General features: G+C 67.6%; 17 protein-coding genes. 9 read left to right on the plus strand and 8 right to left on the minus strand.

The window, feature by feature from the left end:
- Window positions 1–337 precede the first annotated feature (337 nt).
- Window positions 338–1,015 carry a hypothetical protein gene (locus OEB96_RS25430; RefSeq protein WP_266219321.1) on the plus strand — a complete coding sequence of 226 codons (678 nt, stop codon included), beginning with the start codon at window positions 338–340 and terminating at the stop codon, window positions 1,013–1,015.
- Between the two features lie 17 nt (window positions 1,016–1,032).
- The gene (locus tag OEB96_RS25435) at window positions 1,033–1,533 is read left to right on the plus strand and encodes a hypothetical protein (RefSeq protein WP_266219322.1); all 501 of its coding nucleotides are present in this window, start codon (window positions 1,033–1,035) and stop codon (window positions 1,531–1,533) included.
- A gap of 506 nt (window positions 1,534–2,039) precedes the next feature.
- On the opposite strand, the gene OEB96_RS25440 is transcribed toward OEB96_RS25435, so the two are convergent.
- The 8 genes from OEB96_RS25440 to OEB96_RS25475 form a co-directional block, all read right to left on the minus strand.
- Window positions 2,040–5,924: a serine/threonine-protein kinase gene (locus OEB96_RS25440; RefSeq protein ID WP_266219323.1), complete on the minus strand. Its 3,885-nt coding sequence runs from the start codon at window positions 5,922–5,924 to the stop codon at window positions 2,040–2,042.
- A 427-nt stretch (window positions 5,925–6,351) separates the two neighbouring features.
- Window positions 6,352–7,038, minus strand: coding sequence for a hypothetical protein (locus OEB96_RS25445; RefSeq protein ID WP_266219324.1), 687 nt, complete (start codon window positions 7,036–7,038; stop codon window positions 6,352–6,354).
- A 599-nt stretch (window positions 7,039–7,637) separates the two neighbouring features.
- On the minus strand, window positions 7,638–8,114 hold the full coding sequence (locus tag OEB96_RS25450) for a hypothetical protein (protein ID WP_266219325.1): 477 nt from the start codon (window positions 8,112–8,114) through the stop codon (window positions 7,638–7,640).
- A gap of 58 nt (window positions 8,115–8,172) precedes the next feature.
- Window positions 8,173–9,012: an FG-GAP repeat domain-containing protein gene (locus OEB96_RS25455; protein ID WP_266219326.1), complete on the minus strand. Its 840-nt coding sequence runs from the start codon at window positions 9,010–9,012 to the stop codon at window positions 8,173–8,175.
- Complete coding sequence (locus OEB96_RS25460) at window positions 9,003–10,442, minus strand: zinc metalloprotease (protein ID WP_266219327.1); 1,440 nt, start codon at window positions 10,440–10,442, stop codon at window positions 9,003–9,005. The genes OEB96_RS25455 and OEB96_RS25460 overlap by 10 nt, the downstream gene beginning before the upstream one ends.
- A 167-nt stretch (window positions 10,443–10,609) precedes the next feature.
- Complete coding sequence (locus tag OEB96_RS25465; protein ID WP_266219328.1) at window positions 10,610–12,013, minus strand: DUF1552 domain-containing protein; 1,404 nt, start codon at window positions 12,011–12,013, stop codon at window positions 10,610–10,612.
- On the minus strand, window positions 12,013–13,743 hold the full coding sequence (locus OEB96_RS25470) for a DUF1592 domain-containing protein (RefSeq protein ID WP_266219329.1): 1,731 nt from the start codon (window positions 13,741–13,743) through the stop codon (window positions 12,013–12,015). The genes OEB96_RS25465 and OEB96_RS25470 overlap by 1 nt, the downstream gene beginning before the upstream one ends.
- Window positions 13,744–13,996: 253 nt before the next feature.
- Entirely contained in the window at window positions 13,997–15,451 is a 1,455-nt protein-coding gene (locus OEB96_RS25475; RefSeq protein WP_266219330.1) for a hypothetical protein, read from the minus strand.
- Window positions 15,452–15,587: 136 nt separating this feature from the next.
- Here OEB96_RS25475 and OEB96_RS25480 point away from each other — a divergent pair, with 136 nt between their 5' ends.
- From OEB96_RS25480 to OEB96_RS25510, 7 genes are all read left to right on the plus strand, one after another.
- Window positions 15,588–16,754, plus strand: a complete 1,167-nt coding sequence (locus tag OEB96_RS25480; protein ID WP_266219331.1) for an FHA domain-containing protein — start codon at window positions 15,588–15,590, stop codon at window positions 16,752–16,754.
- 135 nt (window positions 16,755–16,889) lie between these two features.
- Window positions 16,890–17,087, plus strand: coding sequence for a hypothetical protein (locus tag OEB96_RS25485; protein WP_266219332.1), 198 nt, complete (start codon window positions 16,890–16,892; stop codon window positions 17,085–17,087).
- Window positions 17,080–17,634 (plus strand): nucleotidyl transferase AbiEii/AbiGii toxin family protein, encoded by a 555-nt coding sequence (locus OEB96_RS25490; protein ID WP_266219333.1) that lies wholly within the window; start codon window positions 17,080–17,082, stop codon window positions 17,632–17,634. The genes OEB96_RS25485 and OEB96_RS25490 overlap by 8 nt, the downstream gene beginning before the upstream one ends.
- 26 nt (window positions 17,635–17,660) lie before the next feature.
- Complete coding sequence (locus OEB96_RS25495; RefSeq protein ID WP_266219334.1) at window positions 17,661–18,101, plus strand: acyl-CoA thioesterase; 441 nt, start codon at window positions 17,661–17,663, stop codon at window positions 18,099–18,101.
- Between the two features lies 1 nt (window position 18,102).
- Entirely contained in the window at window positions 18,103–18,933 is an 831-nt protein-coding gene (locus OEB96_RS25500; RefSeq protein ID WP_266219335.1) for a DUF2306 domain-containing protein, read from the plus strand.
- A 41-nt stretch (window positions 18,934–18,974) separates the two neighbouring features.
- Window positions 18,975–19,724, plus strand: a complete 750-nt coding sequence (locus OEB96_RS25505; protein ID WP_266219336.1) for a hypothetical protein — start codon at window positions 18,975–18,977, stop codon at window positions 19,722–19,724.
- A gap of 3 nt (window positions 19,725–19,727) precedes the next feature.
- On the plus strand, window positions 19,728–20,723 hold the full coding sequence (locus tag OEB96_RS25510; protein WP_266219337.1) for a DUF6265 family protein: 996 nt from the start codon (window positions 19,728–19,730) through the stop codon (window positions 20,721–20,723).
- Window position 20,724: the final 1 nt, after the last annotated feature.

Here is a 20,724-nt window from a genome sequence, read left to right on the forward strand (position 1 = left end):
CCAGCGCCTCAAGGGCCTGGGTTACGAGGTCGAGCTCCGCCCGGCCGCTTGACCGAGCCTCCGACATCCGGTTTCTTGCTAGCCAGGGACTCCAACACGGCGCGAAACTGCGAGACCCGGGCCAAATCACCCGTTGTTTTCCGTAGCGCGCAATGCCCGCGGCCCTGCCTGCATGGCAGTGCTTCGTCGACCTCTGTGCCACCAGGCTCCTGGTTTTGCGTGCACTGCGCACGCCTGTTACTAGACGTTTGTCTCAGGGGTGGCAACGATGCGTTACCCTGCTACGATCCAGCGACCAGCAACCAAGAGTATGAGCGGATTTCCAAATCGTCCAGGAGTGACCATCACAGAGATGACTCTGTCATGGTACACGCCGTGCCCAGATGATTCCGATGCGGAATCACTTGCAGAGACTCTGAAGTTGCCGCTTCGCTGGAATCCCAAGGCTGATGAAGAAAAATTCCGAGGGCTTTCATGGTGGATCTATTCGTTCATTCTACCAACTGAATCAAGCGCGCTACACCTTCGACTACTCGCAGATATACACAAGCACTCTCATGAGGATAGGCTTCATTGGGTTCTCACCGCGGATGAGCCTCCAAAAAGCGAACCTCCGGAAGGCATCCCAATCGCAGGGCCCGAAACAGGTGGACTTGACGGCTTTCTTCTCAAGCTGCGTGAAGGCATCAAGCTTGAACACCTGCTTGATGTTAGGAGCGAAGTCACTCTTGAGCTAAACGGCGACGTTTGGTCCCCCAGCCTCGGAGGTGTAGCTATGCAGCAAGAGCCCCTCGTGGTCGGCAACCAACAGATTCGTCATTTTGGCCATCATTGGCGCTCAGACAAGAATGATGGTCCCTTTAAGACAATCAGCGCTTTCATACTCCCAGATGAAACAATGGTTGTTTCGGTCAAGGCAAACATCAACCTTCGAGTCGCCGACAATCTTCTTCTTGAGGCCAGCAACGTTACGTGGTCCGGCATTGGGAGCCTCCTATGCAGCCGAAAGAAGTAAAAAAATGGCCAAGCAACGTGGTCTCCGTCCGCGACCACGACGGGCGAGGGCATGAGAAAACACCAGGGTGGGCCTGTAGCCCACAGGATGAAATCGAGAGGGCGATACGCACATCCGAGGCCATCGAGCGGCACTTGGAGAGACGCGAAAGACTCCGCACGGACAAACCGAGAGACATCACGGCACAGCTTGATTCCACCTCGCTCAAGCTCCTCAACGGGTTACAAGTGCATATTGCGAACGATCTTTGGGCGACGCTCCGAGAGCATCTTCCAACGGTCCCGATGCCCGAGATCTCTGTTGGAGACGAGGACGCCGTCATCCTCTCTTGGACAAACCCACATCGCACTATCGTCGTGGAGATTTTCGACGACGCGTCCCTCTATGCATGGGCCAACGAAAACGCAGAAGATTACCTTTTTGAGCGAGACTACAGCGAACTTAAATCGTCCGCAAACTGGCCCTCTCCTCCCCTGGCCATTCTCACCTTTGTCAAGGCAAAGTTTGAGGAATCATGAGGGTACTTCGCTTCGCCTCAATAAAGTGTTTGGGGCAAAATACGCTTCCTCTTGATGCACTATGCCTCAGCTCGCCCGAACGAGAAGAAGCAAAGCAACGGTGGCAAGCTGACCCAGACTACCGGCCCTCCTTGTCCGTGTGGAACCTGGAAGAAGCGCTTCCGGAGGAAGCGTATTCTGTACGAGCATGCGTTGCCCGACAGGACCGAGAGTGTTGTGCTTGGATGGTAACACATGAGGCAATTCAGTCAGTTGCCGATGAACTTCACATTACGATTGATATCGTGCCAGAGCGGATACTGAGAGAAGAGTGTTTGACCCTCTCGGGAGCACAGGCTCATATGGGGTTGCGTGGGCTCAATGTCCCACGTGATAGCGATATGAGAAGCGTCACCAACGCAGCAAAAGAGCGTTTGCGCCGGAGGTTCGTGCTGATCGAGGGTGCGACGTTTCCCAAGACCGAAACAAAAACTGTCTAGTGTCTAGTTCCATCCTTGGCGCACCACTCACCCCTCGAGCAGCTCGCGGATCGCAGCCAGCCCGCGCTCGAGCTTGGCCCCCGTCGCCTGCTCCTCGAGCAGCTCGGTGGCCACGTTGATGTGCGCGAGCAGGGCCTCGTCGTCACCGGACCCCCGTGCGGCCTGGGCCAGGGCCAGCTCGACCTCCCAGTGGAACAGCGAGCCGAGCTCGGCCAGGCGATCGCGCGCCATCAGCAGCAGCTCGCGGGCCGAGGACCAGTGCGAGCGCGCCAGCTCGCAGCGGCCGAGCTCGAACAAGGCAATGGCAGCGTACTCGTGCCGGCCCACCGCCTCGCACTCCTTGTGCCCACGCCGAAGCTGGGCAATCGCCTCCTCGAGCTCGCCTCGCGCCGCGAGCACCTTGCCCAGGCCCACGCGGGCATCGGCGGCCGAGGCCGCGTCGCCGAGCTCGCGGTTCAGGCCGATCACGGCCAGGATGTTGCGCAGCGCATCATCGAGCTCGCCGACCTCGACCTGAGCCAGGGCGAGGTTGGCCAGCTCGATCATCTCGCGCCGACGCAGCGACAGGGCTCGTGCGCCTCGCAGCGCCTCCTGGTAGTTGGCCACGGCGCGCGGCCAGTCGCCCGTGGCCGCCTGGACCACGGCCATGACCGAAGCCGCGTGATACTCGGCCACCGGATCGTTGCAGGCCCTCGCCTCATCGGCCGCCTGCGAGGCATGACGGGTGGCATCGCCGACCTTGCCACGGCGAGCCTCGACCCAGGCCAGCTCGCGCAGGGCCAGCACGTGCAGCACCCGATGGCGCGGGACGGGCGAGGCCTGCACCACCGGGCGCAGGATCTCGCTGGCGCGCTCCCACGCGCCCAGCCGGCCCAGCGCGTTCCCGAGGTGAATGCGAGCGTTCCAGTCCGCCTCGCGCCGCAGCTCGTCTCCCACGAGCGTGCCGACCAGCTCCAGCGCCTCGTGGCCGCGCCTGACCGCGCGATCGAGCTCGCCCAGACCGAGGTTGCAGCGAGCCAGCTCCAGCGCCACCTCGAAGCGAAGCTCGGTCAGCGACGGGTCCTCTGCGTCTGCATCTGCGTCTGCGGCGACCTCTGCGTCCCCGTCTGCGTCCGACTCCGACGAGCCTCGCAAGCCCTCGAGCAAGGCCCACGTGGCGCGCAGCCGGGTCAGGCCCTCGCCAAACCGACCCAGGCGCACGTCGAGGGTGCCTCGCAGGGCCTCGAGCTCGATGCGATCGCGCGGCGACGGCTGCTCGGCGCCGCGTCCCATCGCCTCGAGGGCGGTGGCGGCGTGATCGAGCACGGCCTCGGCCGCGTCGTGGTCGTAGCGAACCAGGCGCTCCCGCGCCGCATGCAGACCCCAGCGCAGGGTGTTGGGCCAGTCGCCGATCTCGCGGTAGTGCCACGCCAGGCGCCGCGAGATCGTCTGTGGCGCATTGCTGTCCACCAGGGCCTCGACCACGTGCTGGTGCATGCGCCGGCGTCGGCGGGCTCCCAACAGCTCGTAGAGCACCTTGCGGATCGTCGCGTTGCGAAACCGGAGGTCGGCGTCACCCTCGAGCCGGTGCTCGGCCAGGAGATCGCGGCTCACCGCATCGTCGACCAGGTCGTCGAGCTCGCGCGGCAATGGGGTCTTGGCGCGCTCGAGCACCTGCTGCAGCACGTCGAAGCGAAACTGCTCGCCGAGCACCGCCGCCGTCTCGAGCACCGCGCGCAGCCCCTCGTCGAGCGTGGACAGCTGGTCGGCCACGACCGAGCGCACGCCCTCGGGCAGCACGTTGCGCCGCAGGGGCTGGCACACCCAGCCATCGATCCCACCGGCCATCCCGCTGGCCTTGCCGCTGGCCGCCCCACCCGCCGTTCCTCTGGCGGAAGCTCCGGTGCTCCCGCCGGGCTCGTCGACGCGGGTGATCTGCTCGCTGGCCACGAGGTGGCGGACCATCTCGGACAGGAAGTAGGGGTTGCCCGCGCTGGCCCGGTGCAGTCGCCGAAGGTCTCGCGGGTGGATCCGCAGGCGACCGAACACCCCGTCGAGCCAGGCCCGCAGCTCGTCGGGATCGAACGGGGTCAGCGTGAAGGTGGTGCGGGCCTTGAGCGAGGCCAGCTGCAGCAGCCATCGCGACAGCTCGGTCTGCGCGTCGCTGCGGGCCGCCAGCGTCCGCGCCGAGGCGACCACGACGACCGGCACCGCTCGCTGTCGGCCCCGCACCAGGTAGGTGAGGAACTCGAGGTCGCTGCGGGCGGCGAAGTGGAGGTCGTCGAGCACCAGCACCAGCGGGCAGTCCTTGGCGAGGCTCTCGAACGCCGCCGCGAGCCGGGCCGAGCCCTCGCGGCTGTCGAACCCTGGCGAGACCTCGGAGCGGGGCTCACCCGGCAAGACGCCCTGACCGGCGGCCCCCAGCATGCGTGCATAGGTCTCGCCCGGGGCGGCGCGATCGGCCTCGTAGCCCCAGAACCTACCCTCGAGCACGACGGCCCCCTGCTCGCGCGCCACCGTGGAGAACCGCCGAAGCAAGCGCGTGCGACCCATGCCCGGCTCGCCCAGCACGACCGCAATGGGGTTCTCGCCCTGGCCGCTGGCCGCGAGCAGATCGAGCAGCGACTCGAGCTCCAGGCGGCGGCCCACGAACGGTGCGGTGGCGATCGCCGGATGGGATCGGGCCGCACCATGACCCGTGGTCGAGCCTCCCGAGGAATCCGCGCTCGGCCCCACCGAGATCGGGCCCGAGACCGAGTCCGAGCCCGAGTCGAGGGTGGAGCTCGCCGCTGCCATCGGACCCGAGCCCGTCCTGGCCGCGCTCTGCACCAGGTCCGAGCCCGCGTGCGTGCGCGGCATGGGGATCCCGTCGTCATCGAACGGGTGAGCCATGACCTCGGTCGCGTCGCCTCGCTTGCGACCCACGTCCTCGTCGGCCACCGAACGAGCGTCTCCCGACAGCGAGTCGCCGGCCAGGGAGCGCAGGCGCGTATCGGAGTGGATCCGCGACGCGACCGTGGTGGGGCCGAACGTCAGCGGGCGCTGCACCGCCAGCGAGGCCAGCTCGAGCGGCGAGCCGGGCCGGGCGTCGGCGCTCTTCTGGAGCGCCGCGGTGATCGCCTCGACGACGCCATCGGGCAGATTGGGGACCTTGCTGCGCGGCGCCGGGTATTCGCCGTCGCAGATCCGCATGATCGTGGTGACCGGGTTGCCCGCATCGAACGGCCGCTCGCCCACCACCAGCTCGTAGAGCATCACGCCCAGCGCAAACACGTCGGCCGCCGGCCCGCCCGCCCCGCGCTCGATCTGCTCGGGGCTCATGTAGGCGCACGTTCCCACCAACAGACCCGCCCGCGACTGCTCGATGGCATCCTCGGTGAAGCGAGCCAGCCCGAAGTCGAGGACCTTGACCGTCTCCGCGCCGTCGTCGGCGTGATCGAACATCACGTTGCCGGGCTTGAGGTCGCGATGCACCACGCCGCGGCGGTGGCCGGCCTCGATCGCCCGACAGATGTCGACGAACAGCTCGAGCGCCCGCGCCAGCGGCAGCCGACCCTCGGCCAGCACCTGCGACAGGGTGGGGCCGTCCAGCAGCTCCATCACCATGAACGGGCGCCCGTCCTCGGACTCGCCGAAGTCGAACACCTGCACCACGTTGGGGTGACGGATGCGAGCCAGCGCCCGGGCCTCGCGCATGAACCGTGGCCGGTCGCGTTCGTTGGTGCGCTCGGACCGGATGCTCTTGATCGCGACCACGTCGCCGAGCGACAGCCGCTGCGCTGCGAAGACCACGCCCATGCCGCCCGAGCCGATCGGCTCGAGCAGCCGGTACTTCCCGAGCAAGACCTGCCCCGGGGACCACTCTCCCTTGGCTGCCTGTTCCTGGCCGGCCTCCAGCAGGCCTTTGAGCAGCGGGCTCTCGGGGATGCTCATGAGCGAGGTCCTATCAGAACACCGCTGGCGAGCGCGGGCAACCGCCGCGAGCGACGGCGTCGAGCCGCCCTGGCCGGATGGGGAGGTGATCGAGGTCCTCGAGCGCCGTCGGCAGGCCCCAGGCCCCTCGCACCGGTACGATACTGGGGAGGGAGGTGGGCTCGGGTGGGGCCCCGCGGGGCCGGTCTGATCCGCGCATCGAGACGTTTCGAGCCAGCTCCCGGCACGTCGGCTCGAACCCTGGTGCACGACCACGATGTGCGAGATTCACGGTGCTCTCGCCGAGGCGTTCGCCCCAGGCACGCCTCTCTTGAAACCACGGCTCGACGGAGCGAGACCTCGGCGAGAGCACCGTCCCCACGGCCCTGCATGCGGGCCCTCGGGTGGGAAATTTCGTCGATGGGGGGTCGGCCGAGCGCGGGCTCGGCTACACGGTCGGCCAGACCCGGCGGATTTCCTCGCATGCGGCTCCGATGTCGCGCCAGCGACGGCGGTAGCCACGAGGCGCGCAGCGGACCTGGCCTGCGAACACGTCGATCACGATGCACACGTCCTCACGGACCTTGCCGCGCTCGCCCATGGCCAGGTGTGCGTGCATGCGCAAGAGCGTGGCCACGTACTCGGCCGACGCCTCGGTCTGCGGATGGCTCTTGGGAAAGTGCAGCTTGATCGCGCCGACCGTGGGCCGCCCCTTGTCGTCATGCCCCTGCAGCACCACGTCGGGGTACACGCTCACGTCCACGCCCTCCACGTCGAGCTTGTCGTGCCGGTCGACCAGCACCGGCGTCATCCCGTGCAGGTCCAGGCGCGGCTCGAGGTCGAGGAAGCGCAGCACCGCCTCGGCGCAGCCGTGCGCCTGGTGCATGGCGTAGCTCGACTCGTGCGGCCCGGTCACGATCTGCTCGGTTCGGCGCAAGAGCTGGGCGCGATCGATCTCGCCCACGATGAAGTCGACGATCGCCGCCCGCGCCGGCTCGTAGTAGGCGCCGATGTACGAGCACGGATACTTCTGGCGCTCGATGATGGTCTGCCGGCGCAGCGGCGGCGACACCAGGTACTCGCCGAGCTTGTTGGCGGAGATGCGCGGATGCAGACGAACGATTTGCTCGGTCATGGGAACGACCATCCAAGGCATGAGGCGCGACCCGATCCTGGGCCGGCCGCCGAGCGACCAAGGGCAAGCGAGGGCGGAGGGCTCGGCGGCCTCCTCGGCGCGGGTACATGGGCTCGTGCGGCGGAAACCACGACGAACGTTCGAGCCCACGAGGGCTCGCGAATGCGCCAGCGACCTTGACAGTATGAACTGCGCAGTCGTTCAGGTCAACGATCGCAAACGCCCGAAATCAGATCAAAATTCACGCGCGCGGGATCGTGACATCACGTGAGACGGCGCGATCGGAATCGTGCCAGTGGTTCGGGTGATCCTGACAGTGGCTGGCAGGAGGGATCGCCGAACGGGGGCGGAAGATCCCTGCTCCCGGAGCGGGCGCCGCCGCGCGATCAGTTTCTGGATGTACATGCGGGACCGATCAACGCCATATAGCAGCATCGCGGACGCCCATCGCCCCCTCCCGTGACGAATGTGACTCCAAGGGGTCGTGCGATTCCGAGTGCGATTTCCTTCCTCATGTTGCTGACTCCGATCTAGTGCGAAGGCTGGCATCAGCCGTCGATGCATTCCAGACCTGGATGACAACGGATCTCGATCCCTGCCTATGGGCACGGCTGATCGGGCTCGATGGCGATGTAGGGCTCGCCGTCGTAGGGGGGGGCGAGACCATCGAAATTGTTGAGGATCACGCTGTAGACGATCGCGGCCCGGCGCAGATCCGGGTGACAGCATTCGTAGCTACAGTCGAACGGGCTGCGCTCGAAGCCCTCGATGTGGATTAGGGCTCCGTGGGTTTCGCAGTCCACGGGGTGATCGCCATAGTCTGCTCTGGGATCGAGCGCTTCGATCGTTCCTGCTAGATCGTCGTACGCCCGATCGGTCAAGAAGCCGCATTCTCGGCGCTCGTCGTTCTCGCCCGGAAGCTCCTTGACAACGTCGATTCGGTGGTCTTGGCGATACACTCGATTATAGATCTGCTCGTACTCGAGCTTGCCGGGGATGTCGTTCTCGTCACCTACCTCGGGGCCACATGCGATCACGACCATCATGATGGCCAACGTGATGAGTGGTTTGCGCATGGCGGCCGCCGTCGTTCGGTGGTGGGTCCCGGCCTCGTGGATGATCCCTTGTAGCATCTCAAAACCCCCAGTGCATCCCCACGGGTGCAGCGCTGGGCGGCGTTGGTACGAGAACGCCGCAGTCGAAGTCTCGGCTGTTCGGCAGGCAACGCCACACGTGCAGCATGTCTCCGACGGCGTCGAACCAGGCGATGTCATGGCAGCCATCGGCGTCGAAGTCGCCCACGTAGGGGCTGTAGTCTGCATCGAGGACGAACGCCTTTGCCTCGTGGCCGCCCGTGTCGTCGAAGTACCACACGTAGCTCGGACCCGTGGACCATGCCGAAGGCCCACGAGAGGTCAGGCCCCAGCTCCGCTGCCAGAAGATGTCGTCGATACCGTCGGCGTCGAAGTCGCCCACGAACGGGCGATAGCTGTAGCCGATACTCTTGGAGACCACCGCGAAGGACAGCTCCGTCGCGGTGCTCTGCGAGAGCCACAGCACGTCGACGGTGTCCTGTAGGCCGGCGGGGAGGTTGGAGACTCCCTGCCACATGATGTCGGCTCGGCCATCCCCGTTGAAGTCGCCGATGGCCGGAATCTGCTCCCCACGGACGAGCCCGAGCTCTCCCTGTCCTACCTGGGTGGCTTGCTCGAGCGCGAGGACACCATCGCCGAGGCGCCACGTGGTCACCCGGCGCTCGTGCGGCTCGAGCCACACGATGTCATCGGGGAAGCCCTCGCCGCGGTAGGGAGCTGCCAGGGGGTATGCGAAGGCAGATTGCTGGGCCACATCGGTCGCCGTCGAGATCTTGCCGTCCGAGGCCACCAGCGCGGCGTCCTGCCCGTCTCCGGGCTGGTACAGGTAGACGATGTCTCGATCGAGGTCGCTGGTGTCGAAGCGGCCGATCACGGGCACCGCGAACGAATCCTGCGGGTGCTCGACGGTCGTGGTGGTGAGCCCGGAGTTGAAGACCGCGAGATCGGTGACGTCGGGCCGGGTCCGTGGAAGAAGAGGTCGAACGAGGTCACTCCGCTGGTGAGCTGCAACGGGATGACCACCTCGCTCTCGTTCGGATACCAGCCCCCGGGAGGTGGTGGCACGGGCCAGGAATGGGGAAAGGCCTCCTCCACGAACGAGATTCCGGCGGGTCCTGCCTGAGGTCGCCAGAGGATCCCCTCGGTGGAGCCTTCGGTGTGCCAGAGGATCTCGGCACCCTCGCCGAAGACGCCGGCGTAGCGGTAGCCAAGCGAGGGCGACCGGGTTTCGAAGCGAGCGCGAGGGGTGTGCTGAAGGAAGAATGCCGAGAGTCGGTCGCGAGGCGTGAGATGGTCGGCGTCGTCGGAGAGCACGCCGTCGCACACCTGAGACGGAGTCGTCATGACGGAGTTGGTATCGACGGGGGTCAGCGGCCGTGCGTCGGGGATCTCGCAGGGTTGATCGGGGACGTTGCCCTCTTCATGAACGAAGCCCATGATGTGCCCGATCTCGTGTCGTAGGACCAGGAGCAGAGTGGCGTCACCGTAGCTCGCGATGATGTCGGAGTTGATCTGCAACACACGCGGCAGAACCCCTCCGCCCTGCGGTTCCAGCTCGGGGTCATTCCAAGCTTGCGGAGCCACATTCGTCGCACCCTGCCAACTGGAAAGGTACGCGAACATGCCAAAGTATGCCTTCGTTCCCGGTGCACAATCAGCCTCCACGCTGGACGAATCATTTCCGAGCCATGTGAAGTGCGGGCCCTGATGAGGCGTGTCGTCTGCAACGATGTGCACGAAGTTCGCCCCCGTCACCCGCTCCCACTCCGCCATCGTCGAGTGGAGCGCTCGGATCGTCTTGTGGTAGTTGGCTTCGCGTTCCGCATCTTCGCCGGGCATGAAGTTGATGCAGTACGACAGCTCGAGCTTCCTCGATTCCCCCCAGCGCTCGTGGATGTGAGGCCCCTGGGTCGTGGCGCCGACCGGGCGGTCATCTCCGGTGAGCGTCGCCGGCGCTCGCGATGAACTCTGCGGCGGTGGCTCGTCCTCCGCAAGCATGGGCTCGCCTCGCAGCACCACGACGCGCTCGACCTCGCCCGGCTGCGACGCCCACGCCAGGTCATCGGGCGAGCCTTCGGGCACCAGCCCGCCGGCCCGTTCGCCACACGCCGGGCCGTGGGGCCCAGGGTCGTCGTCGGGCATGTCCTCGTCGCCACCCGTGCCCGAGCCCGCCGGGTCATCATCGCCGGGGCAGCCCGGGCAGGCGGACGCCATACCCACGACCCACGAGAGGCCCCATGCCCCGAGTGCCGTCCGGAGCCGTTGGCCCGCTTTCGCGTCGATCTTGCTGCACGGAGGACGATCGATCACCGCGCCAGCCTACGGAGCGATTCAAGCCCCGCAACTCCGCAGACCGGCAACCATCCCCGAGTGAGATGAGCGGTTCGAGACGTACCGAGACCAGCCGGCTTGCTCGAAGGGCCCGGTCGCACGGTCGTGCGAGCCGGGCCCTTGCGCGAGGCGACGTGGCGTCGTCCCTACCCGAGCAGCTCGGGGATCGGCTCCTTGGGCGAGCTCGGATCCCCGAAGTCGTCCAGATCCCCCCCGCTGGCGCTGCGCAGACCCACGGCGGTGCCGATCATGTTCAGCAGCCGGCAGTGCGTACCGGTCGCCTGGGCGCGCACGTAGGCGCCCTGGCGGAAGTACCCGCCGGCCGAGCCCGCCATGATGTAGGGAAGGTTCATGCTGCTGTGGCTGGGACCTTGCGCCTGGTCGTTGATCCACACCGAGACGCCGGCATCGAGCAAGTTGCCCACGGGCAGCTGGTACTCGGCCAACCGATCGAGCAGGTACTTGAAGGTCCTGGCGAAGTGCCGGTCGATCTGGTGGTGCAGCAGGTCGGAGCCGGGGATCACCGCCCCGGAGCTGTCGTGCGACAGCCGGCGGTGCGAGATGAAGTGGTAGTTCTCCATCAGCTCGCCGTTGTCGGTGTTGGTGTAGCGCGTGGACGCATCGTTGCCGTTGCCCACCTGGATCGCCACCGAGCGGGTGTAGCCGCAGGCCACGGCCAGCACCGCCACGTCCATGTGGGCCCGCACCGCCGCGAGCACCAGGTCACCGTTGTCGCTGTCGTAGCCGGCCGACTCACCCTCGAGCGCGGCCTCTTGCTCGGCGGTGAGGTTGCAGGCCAGCGTGTCCTCGAGGTCGCGGATCGACGAGCGGTGCAGCTCGAGCCGCTGCACGTCGTTGTTCGACAGGGCCGGGTTGGTCAGCAGCGCATCCATCTGCTCGCGCACGAGGTCGTTGACGCTCTTGCGCCGCTCGATGAGCAGCTCGCTGATGACCCCGCCATCGATCCCCATCATGGTCTGGTAGGCGGTCAGCGGGTTGTGCAGCGGAGCACGGCGGTTGCCGGGGCCGCGGTACGAGATGCACGCGCCGCCCAGCCAGCCGTTGTTGCGGCCGGCATAGAGGAACAGCGAGTCGCGCCCGTCGGGGTTGAGCTCGCGACCGATGCGGTGGTCGATCGACTCGCCGTTGGCCTCGGAGTCGCCACCGGCACCCGCAACCACCGGACCCCGCGCCGTCAGCCCCTGGAGGGCGCCACGGGCGTGGCCGTCGCCGTAGTCGAAGTTGATGCCGTCCACGCCCACCGCGAGGATCTTGGTGTAGTGGTCGGTCAGCTCGTCGATCGCACGGCCCGCCATGGTCGCGGGGGTCAGCTCGCCCTGGGCACTGGGCCAGAAGCGCTCGGGCTCGGCCCCCACCTCGGTGTTCTGCGCCGAGGCACAGCCGTTGGCCTGGCGGAGGAAGATCGCGTAGGGATCGATGACGATCTCGCCCGCGCGGGCAGTACCACCGGTGCGCAGGCCCTCGAGCACGGGCAGGGCGAGGGAAAAGCCCCCAAGGCCCTTGAGGAAGGTTCGACGCTGCGTCTTCATCACTGCATCTCCTGCGCGGAACGGGTGAGGAACGGGCGGGACACCGCGAGCTCGACCAGTAGCTCCTTGACCCCGAGGTCCTCGAGGGACTCGGTGGCCAGGCGCTCGGTGAGCGGCTCGTCGATCTCCTCGTACGGGCGCGCCATCGCGAACTCGAGCCAGTGCTCGGCGTAGCAGTGGTGCACCCCCGGGTCTTCGGCCATCGCGTCGATGAGGTCGAGCGCGTTGTTCACCGTGGTGGGCCCGGTGCTCAAGGCCACGGTGGCCGCCGCGTCGACGGTCTTGCCGTTGTCCATGGTGCGGAACGCCCCGGTCGAGTCGTAGCTCTCGAACGGGAACCCGTAGGGGTTGATGAGCTGGCTGTGGCAGGCCACGCACTCGCTGCCCTCGACCTCGGTGAGCGCCACGATGGCCTCGCGGTTGGTCTGGGTGGGATCGGGCACCGGAAGCGCCGGGATGTCGTCGGGCGGGGCCGCGATGGGAATGCAGCTGACGTGCTTGGCCATGAACACCCCGCGGTGGATCGGGTCGGGGTTGACCGAGGTGGAGTTGGCGGCCAGGAACCCGATCTGGGTGAACAGACCGCGGCGCTCGCTGGCCGGCAGCTCGACGAGGCCGAAGTCGGGGCCGAACGTGCCCTCGAGCCCGTAGACCGCGGCCAGCTCGTCGTTGACGAAGGTCTCGGTCGAGGTCAGCAGGTCGCGCCACGAGCCGTCTCGATCGAACACGGTGTGCCGCAGGAACTGCTGGTGCTCCTCGATGGCGAGCATGCCGAGATCCTCGGGCGCCTCGGGGTAGAAGGCCGGCGAGGGGTCGGCGCTGGCGAACTTGTCGACCTGCAAGAGCTGGTGGTGGAAGTGCTCCACCACGCGCTCGGCTCGCGGGCTCTCGAGCATGCGCAGGGCCTGGGCCCGCACCGCCTCGGGATCGCGCAGCTCGTCGCTCGCCGCGGCCGCGAACAGATCGTCGTCGGGCATGCTGTTCCACAAGAAGTAGGACAGCCGCGCGGCGATCTCCCACGAGCCCAGCGGGATCACGCCCTCGACGATCTCGTCGCTGCTCTCCACCCGGTAGATGAAGTGGGGCGACTGCAGCATGCCCTCGAGCACCAGCCGCACCCCGGCCTCGAAGCCCGCGGTGTCCTCGTAGAGCTCGGGACCGCGGTCGAACAGCGCGGTGTAGTCGGCCACCTCGATGTCGGTCAGCGGGCGACGGAACGCCCGCGCGCCGAAGTTGGTCACGAAGTCGTGGGCCCGCGTGTCCTCGTCGGCGCCGGTGTCGGGCGCGATGTTGGCGATGATGGTCGGGTCGTTGGCGACCATCTCGGCCAGCTCGACCGCGGCCCGCTGGTAGCCCGACCACAGCGCCTGATCGACCTCGAGCGAGGAGGCGTTGTTGTCGAACACGAAGCCACCCACGAATGGATCGGCGCGCAGCTCCGACGACAACCCGGTGGGCTCGTCCAGCATCAATAGATCCTGGACCGTGTTCTCCCACTGCTGGTGCGTGAGCCGAGCGAAGCGGGTGCTGTCGGCGGGCAGCTCGTCGACGGGGCCGAGGCCGTCGTCACCGACATCCTCCCCCGCGTCCTCGCCCGCGTCCTCCCCCGCGTCGTCACCTCCGTCGAGGCCCGCGTCGTCCTTCCCGAATTCCCCTACGCCGGAGTAACAACCCGCGCTCGTGGTGAGCGCCAGCCCCATTACCCCGACCACTGCATGCCGTTGAAGCATCCCCATGGTCACCCGGGGTTGAGAGTCCAGGATCTCGGGGCCTTGTCTCAAGCAAATTCGCAGAAGAAACGATGATCGGGCGGCTTTGTTGGCGAGGAGGATTACGCATTCGACAGTGTCGGCCAGGTGTCAGCGCGCGCAATCGAACCCCGTGCGTAGACGGCCTCAGAACCGTGTTCTCGAGGGTCTTCGCGCCTGGGGGCCGTGGGCTGCGATCGCGAGCAAACCATGGGGTCCACCGCCCCCGTTCGGCCTACTGAAGCGGCACCGGGTTGTTCTGAATCATCCGCACCCAGGTGTTGCGATCCTCGAAGATCACGGACTCGGAGCCGATCACCGCGACGCGGGTCCCGTCGTTGCTCACCGCCACCCCGCGAGCGACGTCGTCGAGCTTGGCCTCTTCGTTGCCGTAACCATCGGTCCACCACTGGAGGCTCAGGCCCGCGTTGGTGCGGGTCGCCCAGATGTCGGCGGACTGACCGACGACCGTGAAGTAGCCGACGAGGTAGACCCCATCACCGCCATCGAGGGCCACGTTGAGGCCGACGTCGGTCGCCCCCGAGGAACCCTCGAATTGGTGGCTGCCGATGGGGGTGAAGTCGGGGTCGTACTTTGCGGCCCACACGTTCTCGTTGCCCGGGGTCTCGACGTCGATGCCCACCAGCACCAGGTTGCCCTGCGAGTCGAGCGTGCCGTGGTTGACGATCGATCCGGGCAGCGCTTGCATCCCTTGCTCGCCGCCATCGGCGTCGAGCTTGCGCACCCAGCCCTCGGTCGTGCTCGGTCCGACCTCGTGGTTGCCCATCAGGTAGATCGTGCCGTCGTCGGCCACCACCACCGACGTGGCCGTGCTGGACCCGGCCGGTCCGTCGTAGGACACGGTCCACAGGTCGGTGCCATCGGCGTCGTACTTGCGCAGCCAGGCGTTGGAGTCGCTGCCGTCCACACGCTCGGCTCCGGCCACCAGCACGTTGCCATCGGCATCGGCTCGCACGTCGTTGGCAAAGTCGACGTCGTCGTTGGGCCCGGGGCCCAGGCCCACGCCGTCGTGGTAGCGCATCCACACCACGCTCTGGTCCTCGGGACGCAGGCGGATCACCAGCACGTCGTCGTCGTTCTCGGTGACCTCGCTGCCCGAGATCAATAGATCGCCGCTCTCGTGCCAGGCGAGGTCGGAGCCGAAGTCGTCGCCGTGCAGCGCTCCGTCGTGGGTCCACGTCCACCCCTCGCGACCGTCGGGCGTGTACTGGCGCAGCCACACGTCGTAGCCCTGGCCCTCCACCTGGGTGCTGCCCAGCACGTAGAGATTGCCCTCGGCGTCGAACAGCGCCTCGGTGGCCACGTCGTCCTCGCCTCCATTGTGGGTGGCCGTCCACAGCACCTCGTAGGGCACCACGCAGCTGGTGTAGCAGCCGTCTTGGTTGTCGAGGTTGCCGTCGTCGCACTGCTCGCCCTCGTCGACCACCCCGTTGCCGCAGTCGAAGCCCGGGCCGGTCGATTCCGGGCTGGTGGTCGGCGCCTCGGTGGTGGGCACGGCCGTGGAGGTGCCGGGCAGAGTCGCGCTCGTGCCCGAACCATCGGGGCCGCCGCTGGCACTGGTCGAGCCGTCCGCGCCCGTGAGCGGAAAGTCGGGCAGGTCGTCGCCGCAACCCGGCAGCAGGCATGGCACCGAGAGCGTCGTGAGCAAGGCAAGCGTCGAGCGGCGCATTGGCCTACGATAACAGCCCTCGGGGCGCGTGCCGCATGCCCCCTGCGGGTCCGCACATTACGTTCGTTTCGGCCACTCGCGGGGCGGCCGGCCGGGCGTGCTAAGGTCCGGGTCCCCCACCTTGGAGGCCTTTGCCGTGCAGGGAACGATTCAGCTCAAGATCGGCCACTCCGCCGTCCAGCTCGCCGAGAACAACCCCCGCTTGCTCATCGGACGCGACGAGCAATCGGTCAACCTCGTCACGCCCGACGCCAGCGTGTCGCGGCGACACGCCGAGGTGTTCTTGCAGCAGGGCCGCGCGTTCATCCGCGACATGGGCTCGTCCAACGGCACGTGGATCAACGGCTCGCCGGTGGGCGCCGACGCGGTCGAGCTGCTGCCGGGGCAGCAGGTGTTCGTCGGGCACGTGCCTCTATCAGTCGAGTGGCAGGGCGGACCCCAGGTCGGCGCCACGGTCATGGGTGCGCTGCCGGCCGAGCTGCTGGCGCTGATGGAGGCCCGCAAGCAGCAGGCCGCGTCGCAGTACAGCACGCCGCCCCAGCCCGGGGCCACGGGGCTGTCGGTGGGCGGAACGCAGGGTCCGACGCCCGCCGAGCTCACCTACCGGCGGCAGGGCTCCAACAACAACGGCGTCTTGCTGGTGGCGCTGCCGGCCGACACCTTCACCAACGACAGCACGCTCGAGGGCTTCCTCGAGTTCACCGCGATGGACAGCGAGACGGTCTCGTCGATCACGGTGGAGCTCGTCGAGGTGCACCGCAAGAGCGCCAAGAAGGGCCACGCGTGGGATCGCATGATCGTCAAGCAGGGCCCGTGGAAGTGCCGCAAGGGCGACGTGGTGCCCATGCCGTTCTCGCTGCGCGTGCCCTCGGCCACCTCGATCAGCGGCAAGGACGTGCACTGGGAGATCCGCGGCTACGTGGACATCGCGTGGGCCTACGACATCGAGGTCGAGGTGCCGATCACCATGCGCAACAAGGACGTCGAGCGCATCCGCGACGCCCTGGGTGCGCTCGACTTCCGCGTGGTCGACCTCGAGAGCAAGCCGCTGGGTCAGGAGTTCAAGGGCAAGTTCCACCCGCCCGCCCAGCTCGCCAAGCGCGTGGGGATCGACGCCATCAACGTGCTCATCCAGTACCTCGGCACCAACCTCAAGATCTGGCTCGAGGTCGACAAGACCGGCGTGTTCAGCAAGGACAAGCGCACCGACTTCGTGATCGAGCTCGACCGGCTGAGGGCCGCACCGATGCCCGAGGTCTCGGCGCTCTTGCAGGCGAACATCAGCCGCCTGATGTCGCTCTGAACGAGGGGCGGGTCGGGCGAGACCCCGGGCGACGGCGGCGCCTTGGGCCCGGGGCGGAAGCTGGACGGAGGGCCCGCGTCGCGGGCACCGTGCCGTGAGCACCTCCGTGAGCATTGCGCTACCATGGCTCCACTCATGGCCGACGAGCCCTGCGACGTGCAGACCGAGATCTTCCGGCGCATGACGCCCGAGCAGAAGCTGCGGGCTGCGATGCGGCTCTACTGGTCCGCACGCGAGCTCAAGGCGGCGTGGTTCCGGTACGAGCACCCCGAGTGGACCGAGGACCAGGTGAAGGCGGCGGTCCGGGAAGCGTTCTTGTTCCACCATGAATGACCTGTTCACGCTGTTCACGTCGCGGCTGGATGCGGCGGGAATCGAGACCGTCGTCACCGGCAGCGTGGCGGCGATGCTGTATGGCGAGCCACGGCTCACCCACGACATCGACCTCGTCATGCTGCTCGACGACTCGAGCATCGAGGCGCTGGTTCGGGCCTTCCCCGATGAAGAGTTCTACTGTGCGCCGACCGACGTGATCCGTGTGGAGGCTCGGCGTCCGCAGCGTGGGCACTTCAACATCATCCACCATGAGACCGGCTTCAAGGCCGATGTCTACGTAGCGGGCCAGGATCCGCTCCACCGCTGGGCCCTCGCCAAACGGCGCCGCGTGCCATTTGGTGACGCCATGATCACCGTGGCTCCGCCGGAGTACGTGATCGTGCGCAAGCTCGAGTACTATCGCGAGGGACGCAGCGCCAAGCACCTCCAGGACATCCGGGGCATGCTGCGATCGCAGGGCGATCGCGTCGATCGGGCGGAGCTCGAGTCGAAGGTGAACCAGCTGGGGCTGCAGGCCGAGTGGGCCGAGGTGGCGGCGAGCTGACGCCTTGGCGTAGGATCCCTTCCGCCTTGCGATTCCACGAGCGCACCCACGGCGTCTACTTCGACGATCTCGACGCGTTCCAGATCCTCCACAACGCGCGCTACCTGCTGCTGTTCGAGCACGCGATCGGGTCGTTCTGGCGGCACATGGGGTGGGGCGGGGCGCTGGACTTCAACGAGAATCCCGATCAGTACCACCTGGTGCGCAGCAACCACATCGAGTACCTGCGGCCGGTCAGGGGCACGGGGGAGGTGCGAGTGCGGGTTTGGGTCGAGCGGCTGGGGCGGACGTCGCTGACCTTCGGGCTGCGGGTGATGCCGCTCGACGAGGACGTGGACCATGCGCGAGGCGAGCGGGTGATCGTGCGGGTGGATCCTCTGTCCCAGCGGCCCACGGAGTGGACGGCGGAGTTTCGCGGGCTGCTCGCGCCGTATCGACAGGATCTCGACGACGACGAGGGCGGCTGACATGGACGCCACGCCGCTGCACCTCAAGGCAATCGTCTACGGCAGCGAGCTGGCCAATCTACTGTTCCTCGTGCTCGTGTGGGTCCATGCGCTCACCGGAGGCGCGGGCACGATCTCCGGAATCGCGGCGATGCTGGCCAAGAAGGGCCGAAGGATCCACGTGAGGGCCGGGCGGGTGTTCGTGTGGACCATGGCCGTGGCCGCGCTGACGGGCATCGCCCTGAACGCGATCCGCCTGAGCACCCACGTGGCGGACAACCACGCCCAGTACGAGGGGCTGGCGTCGCCGAGCACGTATCCCGCCCGCATCGGGTTCATCTACGCGGCGCTGTGCGTGCTGTTCATGCTTCGACAGGGCACCCGACGCCGGGTGTTCTCGCGGCGACGCACGAGCCCGAGCACGGCGGTCGATCGGTGGGTGCCGTGGGGGCTGATCGGCCTGGGCCTGGGGCTCACGGCGCTGATCCATGCGCGCTACAACTCCTGGACCGGTGCGCTGTGGATGATCTGGACGTTCATGGCGGGCGTGATCCTGAGCGTTCGGTGGCGACGACGTGCGGCGGCCGAGGCCGCGGCCAACGTGGTGGAGCACCGGTTCCACATGCTGCTGCTCGCGGCATTCAGCTGGTGGGCGGCGGGTCAAGGGTTCGGGCCGGCGCTGGCCATCGCGCTCGAGGGGCCCCCGCAGGCGATCGGGCCCTACGTCGGTGATCGACCAGGGGCCTACTCTCCGTTCTTTTGGGGCTACCTCGGGTTCTGGGCGCCGTTCTTCCTGCTCGCGGGTTGGTTGTTCGTGCGCTACGCCAGGCGACGGAGCACGGCGGCGGCATGAGCCAACGAGAATCGGGCTTCCGGTAGAGTAGAATGGTACCGATGCGCCACCTCGTGATCTGCTTCCTGGCTCTGGGCGCGTGCCAGCTCGACGGCAGCTCGCTGGGCACGACCTCCAATGCGGTCCCGGGGGACAGCTCGTCCTCGACCAGCCCCTCGACGGGCTCCACGAGCGACGGCTCCGCCACCGGAGGCACCGTCGACGGCACGAGCGGTGCCTCGATGGGAGGCACCTCGACCCCGTCGACGGGGCCGGAACCGACGACGGCCGAGACGACGCAGGGCATGGGCGAGACCGACGATTCCTCGACGAGCACCGGTCCCGAGCAGACGGGCACGAGCTCGGGCGGGCCGGCCTGCGGCCAGATCCTGCCGGGCCCCGGGGGCTGCGACCCAGCCTGCGATCTCTGTGCCGGTGGGGAGTGCCTCGTCGATTGCATCGGAGACAACGTCTGTGACGGCAACGAGACCACGATCACCTGCGCCCCCGATCGGCCCTGCACCGTCACCTGCGAGGGCAGCCAGGCTTGCAAGCAGGCCACCATCGAGTGCCCGGTCGCGCACGAGTGCCAGGTGCTGTGCAGCGGAGAGCAGGCGTGCCAGCAAACGGTGGTCGACTGCGGCGGCGGTCCATGCTCGCTGACGTGCCAGTCGCACAACCAGGCCTGCGATCAGCTCGAGTTCAACTGCGGAGCCGACGACAGCGTGGTGACCTGCACGGTGGGCCAAGACGCGGACCCACAGCTCAATCCATCGGGATCGACGTGCGCATGTGAGGCCAACGGCTGCTGACCGATGTCCACCTCGTGCGGGCCCGCCGAGCGCGGCACGTCGGCAACCGTCGGCCTGCACTTGCACGGCCACGGCGGCCGAGCCCACCATCGACGCATGCGTCACGTGGTCCAAGCCCTGGTCGTCGCACCGCTGGTGGCGTTCGCCTGCGCCCACCCGGCTCCTGGCCACGGCGATCCGAGCGCGGCCCCTCCAGCGTCGAACGAGCCTGCCACCGCAGCGAAGGAGTCCCCCTCGGTGGAATCATCCGAGCATCCGTTGCCCGATGCCGTCTCGATCCTCGTGGGCGCGTGGGCGAGCGAGGACGGCCGCGCGGTCGAGCGCTGGACCGCGGTGGGCGAGCACCTCGTGGGCATCGGCTTCACCTCGGCCAAGGACGGCAAGACCACCGCGTGGTTCGAGGTGATGCTCCTCCACCACCCCGATGGCCACGCCGTGTTCACTGCGATCCCCGGTGGCGAGGCGATCGTCGACTTCGAGGTCGCGGTCGAGCCCGACGAGCTGCGGCTGACCAACCCGGAGCACGACGATCCCACGGCGATCGTCTATCGCCGCGAAGGCGACCGGCTCGCGATCGCCCTCGACGGCGCCGCAGGCCCACGCCGCTTCGAGCTGCGCGGTCGCGAGCCGATGTCGGCACCGACCCTCGAGGACCTCGACGTCGCGTTCGCGGCCGACAGCGCGGCGCGAGGCGGAGCGGCCTGGGTCGAGCGCTTCGACGCCGAGGGCTTTGCGTGGTCGCGGGGCTCGGACCGCCGCGACGCCGAGACCAGCGGGGCGGGCATCGACGCGATGCGGGCCGGTGGCCACGATCTGCAGTGGAGCCCGACCGCCAGCGGGCTCGCCCCGGCCGGTGATCTCGGCTTCACCACCGGGCGCTACCGCGTGGTCGCCCAAGCGGGCAACGAGGTCGTGAGCACGGGGACCTTCGTGACGATCTGGCGAAAGCGGGCGGACGGGTGGCACATCGCGTTCGACTCGGGTGTGCCGGACCGGTGAT

The sequence above is a fragment of the Paraliomyxa miuraensis genome (assembly GCF_026337845.1).
Classification (GTDB): domain Bacteria; phylum Myxococcota_A; class Polyangia; order Nannocystales; family Nannocystaceae; genus Paraliomyxa; species Paraliomyxa miuraensis.